13 protein-coding genes and 1 riboswitch are annotated in these 13,141 nt (G+C 40.3%); all 13 genes read left to right on the top strand.

What is annotated here, in order from left to right:
- The 13 genes from SM124_RS06110 to SM124_RS06170 all read left to right on the top strand — a co-directional run bounded on the left by SM124_RS06110 (window position 1) and on the right by SM124_RS06170 (window position 13,086).
- Window positions 1–984 (top strand): ABC transporter ATP-binding protein, encoded by a 984-nt coding sequence (locus tag SM124_RS06110; protein ID WP_322445618.1) that lies wholly within the window; start codon window positions 1–3, stop codon window positions 982–984.
- Window positions 965–1,927, top strand: coding sequence for an ABC transporter ATP-binding protein (locus SM124_RS06115; RefSeq protein ID WP_322445934.1), 963 nt, complete (start codon window positions 965–967; stop codon window positions 1,925–1,927). Before SM124_RS06110 ends, SM124_RS06115 begins: the two co-directional genes overlap by 20 nt.
- Window positions 1,928–1,949: 22 nt before the next feature.
- Window positions 1,950–2,963, top strand: a complete 1,014-nt coding sequence (locus SM124_RS06120; RefSeq protein ID WP_322445619.1) for an ABC transporter permease — start codon at window positions 1,950–1,952, stop codon at window positions 2,961–2,963.
- 88 nt (window positions 2,964–3,051) lie between these two features.
- On the top strand, window positions 3,052–3,870 hold the full coding sequence (gene nikC, locus SM124_RS06125) for a nickel transporter permease (protein ID WP_322445620.1): 819 nt from the start codon (window positions 3,052–3,054) through the stop codon (window positions 3,868–3,870).
- A 157-nt stretch (window positions 3,871–4,027) separates the two neighbouring features.
- Entirely contained in the window at window positions 4,028–5,668 is a 1,641-nt protein-coding gene (locus SM124_RS06130; RefSeq protein ID WP_322445621.1) for an ABC transporter substrate-binding protein, read from the top strand.
- Between the two features lie 143 nt (window positions 5,669–5,811).
- Entirely contained in the window at window positions 5,812–7,149 is a 1,338-nt protein-coding gene (locus tag SM124_RS06135; RefSeq protein WP_322445622.1) for an amidase, read from the top strand.
- A gap of 14 nt (window positions 7,150–7,163) precedes the next feature.
- A complete protein-coding gene (locus SM124_RS06140; protein ID WP_322445623.1) occupies window positions 7,164–8,300 on the top strand; it encodes a M20 family metallopeptidase in 1,137 nt (378 codons plus the stop codon).
- A gap of 60 nt (window positions 8,301–8,360) precedes the next feature.
- Window positions 8,361–9,080 carry a creatininase family protein gene (locus SM124_RS06145; RefSeq protein ID WP_322445624.1) on the top strand — a complete coding sequence of 240 codons (720 nt, stop codon included), beginning with the start codon at window positions 8,361–8,363 and terminating at the stop codon, window positions 9,078–9,080.
- A gap of 19 nt (window positions 9,081–9,099) precedes the next feature.
- Window positions 9,100–10,356 (top strand): hypothetical protein, encoded by a 1,257-nt coding sequence (locus tag SM124_RS06150; RefSeq protein WP_322445625.1) that lies wholly within the window; start codon window positions 9,100–9,102, stop codon window positions 10,354–10,356.
- Between the two features lie 152 nt (window positions 10,357–10,508).
- Window positions 10,509–10,551: riboswitch (PreQ1 riboswitch) on the top strand.
- A gap of 52 nt (window positions 10,552–10,603) precedes the next feature.
- On the top strand, window positions 10,604–11,263 hold the full coding sequence (queC, locus tag SM124_RS06155) for a 7-cyano-7-deazaguanine synthase QueC (RefSeq protein ID WP_322445626.1): 660 nt from the start codon (window positions 10,604–10,606) through the stop codon (window positions 11,261–11,263).
- Between the two features lie 3 nt (window positions 11,264–11,266).
- Window positions 11,267–11,743, top strand: coding sequence for a 6-carboxytetrahydropterin synthase QueD (gene queD, locus SM124_RS06160; protein ID WP_322445627.1), 477 nt, complete (start codon window positions 11,267–11,269; stop codon window positions 11,741–11,743).
- Window positions 11,736–12,452 (top strand): 7-carboxy-7-deazaguanine synthase QueE, encoded by a 717-nt coding sequence (queE, locus tag SM124_RS06165; protein ID WP_322445628.1) that lies wholly within the window; start codon window positions 11,736–11,738, stop codon window positions 12,450–12,452. Before queD ends, queE begins: the two co-directional genes overlap by 8 nt.
- A gap of 151 nt (window positions 12,453–12,603) precedes the next feature.
- Window positions 12,604–13,086, top strand: a complete 483-nt coding sequence (locus SM124_RS06170; protein ID WP_322445629.1) for a hypothetical protein — start codon at window positions 12,604–12,606, stop codon at window positions 13,084–13,086.
- Window positions 13,087–13,141: the final 55 nt, after the last annotated feature.

Below are 13,141 nucleotides of genomic sequence, written 5' to 3' on the forward strand. Positions count from 1 at the left end.
GTGTTATTACAGGTAGAACAATTATCTCTATCTCTTAAAAAAGATGGTTCCTATTTAAAGATTCTAGATGATGTTTCTTTTTCCATTGATAAAGGGGAAACGCTTGGAATTGTTGGGGAATCGGGTTGTGGAAAAAGTATGACGGCTCTTTCAATTATGAGGCTATTGCCTGATAAAGCTCGTTTGAGTGGAAAGGTTTCATTGGGAGAAAGTGAGATTACTACTCTATCAAAAAAGCAGTTGGAAAAGATAAGGGGCAATAAAATCTCGATGATCTTCCAGGATCCACTAACCTCATTAAACCCGCTTCATACGGTTGGAAAACAAATTAGTGAATCGTTAATGCTTCATACGGATTTGTCCAAAACAGAGAGAAAGCAAAGAGTGGTTGATTTGTTAAAGGAAGTCGGTCTTCCACGGGCGGAAGAGTTAGTGAATGAATATCCTCACCAGTTATCAGGTGGAATGAGACAAAGGGTGATGATTGCAATTGCAATGGCGTGTAATCCTCAGTTGCTCATTTGTGATGAACCAACAACGGCTCTAGACGTAACCGTTCAAGCACAAATTTTGGAATTGATGAACAATCTGAAAAGAACAAATGATATGGGAATTATCATGATTACACATGATTTAGGGGTTGTGGCGGAGGTTTGTGACCGAGTGGTGGTTATGTATGCAGGAAAGGTAGTGGAGCAAGGAACGGTGGAAGAGTTATTCGCCGAACCAAAACATCCATACACAAAGGGGTTACTTCAGTCCGTACCTAAAATCGGACAACGAAAACAATCCCTCGGTTCCATTCCAGGGACAGTCCCTTCTCCAAAAAATATGCCTTCAGGATGTCGCTTTGCCGATCGCTGTAAGGAGGCAATGGATCACTGTAAGTCAAGTCAACCAAATACCTATACAGTCGGCTCGAATCATACAGTTGCTTGTTGGTTATTTGAAGCAAAGGAGATGAATAAGGTTGGCATTACTTGAAGTCAAGGATTTGAAGCAGCACTTCACCTTGAAAAAAGGATTCCTAGGTGACAAGAAAGTGGTGAAGGCCGTCGACGGTGTCAGCTTTTACATTAATGAAGGTGAAACGTTAGGCATCGTAGGGGAATCTGGTTGTGGAAAGTCGAGTCTCGGACGGTCGATTTTACGCTTGATTGAACCCACTTCAGGTGAAATCAAATATAAGGGAAAGTCCATTACCGAGTTAAAAGGGAAGCAACTGAAGGACTTAAGAAAAGAAATGCAGATCGTGTTTCAAGATCCTTACGCTTCACTTAATCCAAGAAGTACGGTTAAAGCGATTTTGGAAGCGCCTCTCCTTGTTCATGGAATGACTAATAAGAAGGAGCGGATGGAGGTTATTGAGAGTTTAATTGATAAAATTGGCCTCAGGAAAGAGCAATTAAATCAATATCCCCATGAGTTTTCCGGCGGACAAAGACAGAGAATTGGGATTGCCAGAGCATTAACGTTAAAGCCCAAACTGATTGTGGCAGACGAACCGGTTTCGGCATTGGATGTATCCGTTCAGTCTCAGGTGTTGAATTTAATGTCTGATTTACAAGGTGAATTTGGGCTGAGCTATATCTTTATTTCCCATGATTTATCGGTTGTTCAACATATTTCAGACCGTGTGGCTGTGATGTATTTAGGAAGAATCGTTGAGCTTGCAGATGTAGATGAATTGTATAATAACCCGCAGCATCCTTACACTCAGGCACTTTTATCGGCTGTACCGGTACCAGATCCTAAGCAAAAGAGAGAGCGAATTATTTTACAAGGGGATATTCCAAGTCCGATTAATCAGCCAACAGGATGCCCATTCCATACACGTTGTCCAGTAGCGACACCTGAATGTAAAACAGAGGTTCCAAAGTTACAGGAAAAAACGTTTGGACATTGGACGGCTTGTATTCATGTATAGAACTAGGAAAGGAGGGAGTTAAATGGATGCACTTCGTTATATTGCTAAAAGATTGGTTCTCATGATTCCTATTTTAATCGGTATTAGTATGTTAACGTTTTTCATTTCTCATACGATTCCAGGTGACCCAGCTCGACTCATTTTAGGTCCGAAGGCAGATGCAGAAGTTTTAGAAGAACTGCGGGAGAAAATGGGGTTAAATGATCCAATTTATGTTCAATATGGGCGTTACATGGCAGGGCTCGTTCAAGGAGACTTTGGAGACAGTACTTACTCTCAGAAGCCGGTGTCAGAGGATTTGAAACGATATTTTCCAGCGACCCTTGAACTCACGATGTTTTCCATGGTGATTACCGTTTTAATTGGAATCCCCTTTGGGATCATAAGTGCCAATAAAAAAGATAAGATTGCTGACCAGCTAACCCGGTTTATGGCTCTCATTGGGGTAGCAATGCCCGCGTTTTGGCTCGGGATTATCCTTCTATTATTCTTCTATTTACAAATCGGAGTATTGCCTGGTTCAGGGAGATTGGACACATGGGTTTCACCACCTACCCATATTACCGGGATGTACACGATAGATGCTTTATTAACTGGTAATTGGGAGGTATTCCGTTCCGCTCTCATGCACTTAATTTTACCGGGTGTGACTCAAGCGGCGGTAACGATTGGAATGATCACGAGGATGACCCGTTCGAGTATGCTCGAGGTTCTAAGAAGTGATTATATTCGTACCGCTTATGCAAAAGGTGGGTCACAGAACCGTGTACTTTATGGTCATGCTCTGCAAAATGGGATGATGCCTATCTTAACTTTACTAGGAATGACCTTTGGGCACGCATTAGGAGGAAGTGTTCTCGTTGAATCGGTATTCTCATGGCCTGGTCTTGGAAAATATGCGGTGAATGCCATTACGTATTTAGACTTTCCAGCTGTCATGGGGGTTACAATCCTTATTGCCGTTCTCTTTATCATGGTGAATCTCATCATCGATATCTTCTACCAAGTGATTGACCCTAGGCTGAAATATGATTAGTTGTCTCGATGATGATTGTGCTTGGTGAAAATCAAATTGCTGATTTTCCAAGAGGTGGTACAAATTTAGATAGATAGGAGGTCCTGAAATGCTAAGGAGATTTTTTGCCAGCCCTTTAACGGTAATCGGTTTTGTGTTTGTTCTCGTTTTACTTGTATTGGCTCTGTTTTCTCCACAAATTGCAACACACGACCCACTTGAAGTTAATATTACTAATAAATTGCAGCCTCCGAGTGATGAACATATTTTTGGAACAGATGAAGTGGGAAGAGATATATTCAGTCGAATTGTTTATGGTTCGAGAATTTCTTTAAAAATTGGATTGCTCGTTGTGCTCATTTCGTTTCCAATTGGGACTATTCTAGGTGCGATTGCAGGTTATTTCGGTGGGGTAGTTGATCAAGTCATTATGCGAATGACGGATATTTTTCTATCCTTTCCAGGTATTATCCTCGCGATGTCCATTGCCGCAGCACTTGGGCCATCCATAGAGAACGTGCTGCTCGCACTCGCGGTTGTTTGGTGGCCGTGGTATACAAGGATTGTTCGCTCTTCTGTTTTGTCGATTAAAAGCTCAGAGTTTATTGAAGCATCTCGAGCGATTGGTGCCAATCCATTTCGAATTTTATTTAAAGATATACTACCAAACTCGATTGCACCTGCTAGCATACAAGCTTCACTAGATTTAGGGTTTGTTATTTTAGCCGCTGCTGGTCTTAGTTTTATCGGTTTAGGTGCACAACCTCCATCTCCTGAATGGGGTGCGATGCTTTCATCGAGTCGTGAAATTTTACGAGAAGCTTGGTGGGCAGCCACTTTTCCAGGGCTTGCGATTTTGTTTACTGTCTTAGGGTTTAACTTGCTTGGGGATGGATTACGCGATGTGCTGGATCCGAAGCAGCGTTAGTAGATATATAGGTTGTTAGAAACTTGTTCTTGAATTGTTAGCTTTGAATATTGGTTAACAATTTACGAGATAAAAACTTGTTGTTTAGGGAGGTGAAGGGTTAAAGCTGTTTTAACTAAGTTTAAGCGAAAAAAATCATTTTTAGGGGGAAAAGGGAATGCATAGTAAAAAGCTTTGGGCAAAGCTAGTTATGTTTATGATGGTCGTTGGTCTTGTACTTTCAGGCTGTAACAAATACAACCAAGAAACAACCACTCCTCAGAAAAATACGAATGATAATACAAACACAAATGAAGAAGTCGAAGAAGCTAAATCAGCTGATCCGAATGTGTTTAATTTCGCAACAAACCAAGATATCCCGCACTTAGATCCACACAGCACTGCAGCCAATACTTCCTTCCGTATTACTTATATGTTGTATGACCGTCTTGTTACTTATGATGGAACAGATACAGAGGTTAAACCTCAATTAGCTGAGAATTGGGAAATTAGTGAGGACGGTAAAACATACACGTTCTTCTTAAGAAAAGATGCAAAATTCCATGATGGATCTCCAGTTACATCTGAAGCTGTACAATATTCATTTACTCGTGCGTTAAAATTAGGGAAATCAGCAGCAGGTATTTTTAAGAAAGTAATCGATGAAAATAGCTTTGAAATTGTGGATGACCACACGATTAAAATTAAGTTAAAAGAGCCATTTGGTCCTTTTGTTAAAACGTTAGGAACCGTGTTTGGGAACATCCTTAATCCTAAGCTTGCTGAAAATCATGGAGATGACATGGCTGAGTCTTACTTAGCAGATAAAGAGGTAGGTTCAGGTCCATACATTCTTGAAAGCTGGGATCGTGGCCAAAAGCTAGTTTTAAAAGCAAATGAAAACTATTGGGGCGGAACTCCGACAATGAAAACAGTCAATGTCTTAATCGTTCCAGAGCCGTCAACTGGTCGACTTATGCTTGAAAAAGGTGAGCTAGATTTACTGGATGACACGATGATTTCTCCAGATGTGCTAAAGCAAATGGATGGAAAAAATAATGTAGAAGTGGTCGAGTCACCAGGATATCAAATTGATGATTTTGCAATGAATATGACCGCAAAACCACTAGATAACAAACTCGTTCGTCAAGCCCTTGCACATTCGGTCAATTATGAGGCAATCATTGACAGCATTTTGCTTGGTGGAGCGGAACGCGTACCTGGAATTGTACCTAAAGGGATGTTTGGTTTTAATCCTGATGCCAAACTTTATGATTATAACTTAGATAAAGCGAAAGAGCTTTTAAAAGAGGCTGGTTTAGAAGATGGCTTTGATTTAGAGCTAGCAATCTCTGAAAACAATGAAGTTCGTAAAAATATCGCCGTGATGCTTCAAGCGGACCTAGCCAAAATCGGTGTAAACTTGAAGATTAATACACTTGCATGGCCAACGTTCCTTGATTTAGTAACAAGCGGTAAGCACCAATTAGCTTTAGCAGCATGGACACCAGATTATGCAGACCCGGACTATAATCTATGGTATTTTGCTCATTCTTCTAGTAAAGGACCTGGTTTCAATCTAGCATTCTTTGAAAATGCGAAAGTAGATCAGTTACTTGAAGAAGCTAGAAAGAGTGTAGACGAAGCAAAACGTGAAGCGAATTACAAGGAAATTCAAGCGATTATGGCTGAAGAAGCACCTTACATCTTTGTTGGTCAAAGTACAGTTGAAGCAGCTAAGAAAACGTGGGTGAAAGGGTATGAAATTAACCCAATGAATACTTGGTATGTTCCTTTCCATAAGATTACAAAAGATTAATGAGTTAAGCGGCCGAAAATGATAAACCTTTTTCGGCCTTTTTATTCACGTTTGTGGGGTAAGATCTTTAGTCGCTTCCCTTGCGATGAACGAAGGAGATCAACTTTTAGCTTTAGGGGAGTAAGGAATGGTAGGTGAACGGTTTGAAAGAGATTTTGAAAGGGTCAATCACACAATTGGCGACTCTTTATCTAAAGAAAGAGGTCTCTCCAGTTGAAGTGGTTCAAGATTTATTGGATGAAATTGAGAAAGAAGATATGAAGTTAAATGCGTTTATTTCCTTGTTTGAAAATGAGGCTAGGTTAGCTGCTAAAAATGCGGAAGAGAAATTTTTAAAAGGGGAAGAAGTCTCTATTTTATGCGGAATACCTTATTCACTAAAAGACTTATTTTACACAAAAGGATTAAAAACGACGTGTGGCTCATTGATTTTAAAGGATTTCATACCTGATTATGATGCCTTTGTGGTTGAAAAACTACAATCCACAGGTGCGGTATTGCTTGGAAAAACGAATATGCTTGAGTTTGCTTATGGAATTGTTCATCCCGAATATGGTCAGACGAATAATCCTCATGATGTTTCAAAAACGGCAGGAGGATCGAGTGGGGGATCGGCAGCGGCAGTTTCAGCCGGGCTAGGTTTCTTCTCTTTAGGAAGTGATACGGGTGGCTCCATTCGGATACCGGCCTCTTACTGTGGAGTGGCTGGTTTAAAACCAACTTATGGAGCGGTTAGTCTACGAGGTGTGTTTCCATTATCATGGTCTCTTGATCATGCTGGGCCTATTGCGAGAAATATAGAAGACCTTTCCACCGTGTTTCAGGCTATTGCTGGTTATGATGCAAAAGATCCGTATTCATCTCTAGAAAGTGGGTATGGTTATTCAGTTGTTTTGGACCAGGTCGTAATTGGTATTTTACCAGACTCCTATTTAAGAACGGTCCAGTCTGAAGTTAAGATTGTGTATGAAAAAACTTTAAGTTGGATGGAGAAAAGTGGCTGGAAGTTGAAGGAAATTGAACTTCCAAGCTGGAATGAAACAGAAGAGTATTTAATGAAAATTCTATTGCCAGAGGCAGCGCATATCCACCAACATTGGCTTCATCGTAAAGAGGAGTATGCTTCTCAAACATTTGAACAAATCGACCTTGGTTTAAAGCAAAAAGCAGTTGAATATTTAGATGGCTTAAAGAAGCAGAAAGAATTTAGAGAAGAAGTTTCCAAGGTGTTAGAGGAAGTAGATGCCTTATTTATGCCGACGGTTGCTTTTCCTGCTCCAGCTGAGGATCCGGTTATTGGAGATGAATCCTTAAACGAAATGACCTTTACTGGACCATTTAATCTCTCTGGCCACCCCGCAGTCACACTCAATCTAGGATTCTTTAAAGAGGGCCTTCCGATAGGGATGCAGTTAGTTGGGGGTTATTTTGAGGAGGAGAAACTACTTCAAATCGCAAGCCTCGTTGAAACATGTACATAAGGAGGAAAAATCGTTTGTCAGAACTATTATCTTTTTTGAAAAATCATCAAAAGGAGATGGAAGATACTCTTCTTCGTTTAGTGGAAGCAGAATCTCCATCGAATAATAAAGTACTTGCCGATCAATGTGGTGTAGTACTTCAAAAAGAGTTTGAAGCCTTAATTGGTGGCAGTGTAGAAGTAGTACCTCAAGAAAACGTAGGGAATCAATATTGTTTTACCTATGGAACTGGGGAAGAAACGGAACAAATCTTGATCATCGGTCACTACGATACGGTTTGGAATGAAGGGGCACTTCCTATTAAAAAGGAAGATGGACTTCTATACGGACCGGGGACCTTTGATATGAAGGGTGGGTTAACCACCACACTTTGGGCATTAAAAGCCCTTAAAGAGTTTGGGATTACTGGGAAAAAGAAAATTGTCTTTTTTGTTTCTTCTGATGAGGAAATAGGGAGTAACTACTCGAGACAGCGTATTGAGGAAGAAGCTATTAAGAGCACGATTGTCTATGTTCCTGAATCGAGTATCTCACCAGATGCAGCAGTCAAAACCGCTCGAAAAGGAGTGGGGTGGTTTACGATTTCTGTTACAGGAATCACCGGTCATGCGGGAATCGACCCTTGGTCAGGAGTAAGTGCCATTGACGAGCTAGCTCTTCAAATGGTGGATATAAAGAAATTGGCGAGCAAAGAAGAGGGCATTTCGATTAATGTAGGAATGGTTTTAGGAGGAAGCCGTCCAAATGTGATAGCAAAGAGTGCGAGTGCAGAAATTGATGTAAGGATCACAACGAGGGAGCAAGCGGAAGAAGTGGAGAGAAAGATACTAGACCGTGCTCCATTTTTAGATGGAACCACTGTGGAAGTAACTGGTGGGATTAACCGATACCCATTAGAGCGAGATGATAAGGTAGTTGAATTGTATGAGCAGCTAAAGGAAATCGCTGCCTGTCATGGATATGATTTAAAGGAAGGATCATCTGGTGGGGCAAGTGATGGGAATTTTACGGCAGGCTTGGGAATTCCTACGATTGATGGACTAGGGCCACAAGGAGATGGAGCCCATGCGGATCATGAGCATGTAGTACTGACGAATTTACCTTACCGGGCTGCGCTGTTAGCGGAAGCTTTGAAGTTAAATATGAAATGAGTCTTTAGTCAATATTGAGTTGCACTTTTAGATGTATATGAAAAAAGGGGGAATTTCAAGATGTACATGATGGACTTAAATTTACGTCAATTTGAAGAGGCACTACAAAGCGGAGTAGATACAGTTATTTTGCCCATTGGAATGGTAGAGGCTCATGGTCCCCACTGCTCATTAGGGACAGATGTGTTAATTCCTCGTGAGTTTTTAAGAAGAATCAATGAAAGAATTAATGAGAAGGTGATGATTGGGGCAGAGGTAGCATACGGACACTCATGGGCACTTCAATCTTTTGGTGGAACGATTGACGTTTCTGCGGAGGCTTTCTCAAATTATGTGTTTGAAATTGGGAAGGAGTTTTACCGACAAGGTTTTGAAAATATTGTTCTTTTTAATGGGCATGGTGGAAACATCGCAGCATTAAACATCATTGCAGAAAAACTAGCTGATCTAGGGATGACCGTGTTGACTCTAAACTGGTGGATTGATTATCGAGACACGATTAAAACCATTACACCTGAACCGGGGCATGCAGGGGAAGATGAAACATCATTAGTTCTAGCTATTTCTGAAAGCTTGGCGGAAACAGATGGAGTAGGTAACCATGAAATTACTATTTCCCCTAAGTTGAAGTATAAAAACTTTGGTAAAGAAATTTTTCCTGACGGCTACTTAGGAAACGCAGGAACAGCAACTGCTGACAAGGGAGAGAAACTGTATGAAGCATTAGTGCCACTAATGTTACAGGATATGGAAGAAATGTGGAACGTAAAGAAAAACTAAACTTTAGGGGGCGGCTTACATGTTACGTTGGACAGAGAAAGAAACGGGAGAAAAGTTGGTTGATGTTGTTGGAAGTTTGAATGAGCAAGCTCAAAAACTTTATCAACAGGAAGTGGCCACGGCGAGCTATAGTGATGTAAAGCCTACTTTAGATAATTTTGATCAAATCGGTTTAGCCATTGAAGAGGTGGAAAAAGCTATTCACTCGACGCCGGGGCATGAAGGAAGATATATGCGTTCGATGGTGAATGCTTTCCGCTATTTTGCTAGAAGCTTACAAGGTGACAAGGTTGGCTACGATGAACTGCTATTAAACATTCAAGAGCTGCCGTCCACTTTGATTACAGATGATAGCATTTCTGCCATGAAAGAGAGAGTCGAAAAAGGTTTAAAGGATTTCGGATACACCGGAACTCTTCGAGAAATGGGCGAAGCTTGGAGAAAAGATACGCTGATTGAGCCTGAGGTGGTTACAACTGTAGCGGAGAAATTTATGGAAAGAAGTAAGCATGGAACGTTGGAGAGAGTCATCGGCCTTCCAGAGGAAGATGGCATTGATTCAATTAAATCGATTCGAAATGTGTTTTGGAGTGGTTATTCAAAATACACGGGAAATTATCGTGGAAACTTAACCTTCAATATTGACCGTCCTTGGAGTGAACCGATTTTAGCACAAATCATGACTCATGAAGCCTATCCTGGACATCAAGCCTTCTACTGTCGTTGGGATTACTTGTTCAAGCAAGGGAAACTCCCCCTTGAAGCGTCCTATTACTTAATCAATAGTCCAACGAATGCATTGTTTGAAGGTGGTCCAGAAACAGCTCTCCACTTCCTGGGCTGGGATGTCCTAGAAGAAGAGACGCCTGGAGTTTCTTTAGAGTCGAAAAAACAATATATATTAGCACGCGACTATTTAGATTTACAACGTATGTATCAAACAAATGCTTGTTACATGTATAACTTAGGACATTCTAGTAAAGAAGAAGTTTTAGACTATATGATGAATCAAGGGAGTATGAATTCAGTAGAAGCGGGTAACTCCTTCACCTTTTTCTCTGACCCGATTCAACGAACGTATTACCCAGCATACTATTATGGACGCTGGATGGTAGGGCTAGCTTATGATGCAACACCTGTTGAAAAACGACAGGATTATTTTAAGATTTTATATGATACTCCACACACGACCGTCACGTTTATTGATGCGATTTCACATTTGATTGGTACGGAGTTTGTTCCATTTGTGGTTCGCCCGGAAAAAGTAGAAAAATAGATTGGTTGAAAGCAGTCACTTTTTGGAGTGACTGTTTTTACGTTCATAAATCTAACAAATTTGAATAAAATGGTGAAGCAATACAAAAAGTTCTAATGACATTTTGTCGAAATGTGATAGAATGATGGATAGCTTAATAAAAATCCGCATTGGCGGTAGAGGTTCTAGCTACCCTCTTTAAAAAACTAAGGAAAACAGTGCTGCTTTCTTAGTGGTGCTTTTTTTCTGTTTAAGGGAGATTTTTAATATGAAAAAAGATAAAGCTGTTGTTGTATTTAGCGGTGGACAGGATAGTACGACTTGTCTATTTTGGGCGATAGAGCGCTTTGAAGAAGTGATTGCTGTTACGTTTGATTACAACCAAAGACATAATAGTGAAATTGAATGTGCTGTTAAAATTACAGAAGAGCTTGGAATCAAGCATCATATTTTAGATATGAGTTTATTGAATCAATTGGCACCAAACGCATTAACGAGAAGTGATATTGAAGTGAAGGATGGAGAGAATGGTGAGTTGCCTTCTACCTTCGTACCTGGACGTAACTTATTGTTTATGTCATTTGCAGGGGTTTTAGCGAGTCAAGTAGGTGCCAAGCATATTATCACCGGTGTTTGTGAAACGGACTTTAGCGGTTACCCTGATTGCCGAGATATTTTTATCAAATCGTTGAATGTGACGTTGAATCTTTCTATGGATGAGCAATTTGTCATTCATACGCCTTTGATGTGGTTGAATAAGGCGGAAACGTGGAAGCTTGCCGATGAGCTGGGAGCTTTTGATTTTGTTCGTGAAAAGACGTTAACTTGTTATAACGGCTTGATTGCTGATGGATGTGGAGAGTGCCCAGCATGTAAGCTGCGTCAAAAAGGATTAGAAGACTACTTGAATGAAAGAAAGGGGTTTTAGCATATGTACGGATTCCGCATCGTAGATAAACTCCAAAAGATTGATGAAGATATTAAAAGAGATCAATTAAAATATCATTCGAAGCGTGTACTTGTGAGTAAGGAATTTACCTTTGACTCAGCACACCACCTTCACAACTATGAAGGGAAATGTAAAAATCTTCATGGCCATACGTATCGAGTCATTTTCGGGATTAGCGGGTTTGTCGATGACCGTGGGTTGATGATTGATTTTGGTGATATAAAGGATATTTGGAAAAGTGAGATTGAGATTTTCCTAGATCATAAATATTTAAATGAGACATTGCCACCAATGAATACAACGGCGGAAAATATGGTGGTATGGATATATGAAAAAATGGAAGAGTCACTGCAAAAACGTGTCGACCAATATGATGGAGCTCGAGTTGAGTTTGTTAGACTTTATGAAACTCCTACAAGCTATGCAGAAGCGAGACGGGAGTGGATGATGAATGGCTAAAATACCGGTAATGGAGATCTTTGGACCAACGATTCAAGGGGAAGGGATGGTCATCGGTCAAAAAACAATGTTTGTGAGAACCTCAGGCTGTGACTATTCTTGTGCTTGGTGTGACTCGGCTTTTACATGGGACGGAACAGGGAAAGACTTGATTCAGCAAATGGAACCAGAAGACATTTGGGCTCAGTTGAAGGAGCTTGGTGGCGATGGATTTTCCTTCGTGACGATTTCAGGTGGAAACCCAGCTTTATTGAAAAATTTAGATGGACTGATTGAGATATTAAAGGAGAATAATATTAAAATTGGTTTGGAGACACAGGGGAGCAAATGGCAAGACTGGTTTTACAAGATTGATGAACTGACGATTTCTCCAAAGCCGCCAAGCTCAAAAATGACCACGGACTTTGATGTTTTGGATGATATTTTAGGGAAATTGAAGGACATGAGTGTTAGTTTAAAAGTTGTCGTATTTATTGATGAAGACTACCAGTATGCGAAAAAGGTTCATCTGAGATATCCAGGAGTTCCTTTCTTTTTACAAGTGGGAAATGACGATATTACAACAACTGACGACAGAGATCTAGTCAGTAGATTACTAGATAAATACACTTGGCTTATTGATAAAGCGATGGCTGATCATGAATTAAAAGAAATAAAAGTACTCCCTCAGCTGCACACCTATATTTGGGGAAACAAGCGAGGGGTATGATTTTAGAGGGACAGTTCTCTTTACTAAAGTAAAGGGGGACTGTCCCTCTTTCTTTTGGTACAGGAGCTTATCCCTATTTTATATTACAGTTATTTTCTTAGGAAACCGTAATAACATAGTAAAGTCACAATGATACTGGGGAGGGATTATCATGAAAAAAGTGCTATTTGGCTTATTTACCTGTTTAGTAATTTTAACAGGGTGTTTTGGCAATCCGGTACAAGATGATTTACTGAATTATATTAATGAGGAAATTCAACCTTTAGCGGACTTAGAAACAAAAGCGATGGATGCTTATGATAGTGTCACCGGGGCAAATTACACGGACGATCAAACAACTTATAATACGATTAAGGATGAAGTTGTACCAACGTACAGAGATTTTATCGATAAGCTTGAGGCAATTAAACCAGAGACAGAAGAAGTGTCAAAACTGCATGAACAATACATCGATGCAGCTAATATGCAGCACTCCGCCTTCATCATTATTTTGGATGCATTAGAAAAGGCTGACACTGGATTAATTACAGAGGCGAACGACAAACTGGCAGAGGCCAGAAAAGGCATTCGTAGTTATCAAAAGGATTTGGAGAAATTGGCAGAAGAGAATAATGTTGAGTTTGAGGAAGAATAATTTTTTGTGGGGACAGTCCCTCTTTAGTTGGATAAAGAGAGACAGTCCCCTTTTA

The organism is Robertmurraya mangrovi (genome assembly GCF_034427655.1).
Classification (GTDB): domain Bacteria; phylum Bacillota; class Bacilli; order Bacillales; family Cytobacillaceae; genus Robertmurraya_A; species Robertmurraya_A mangrovi.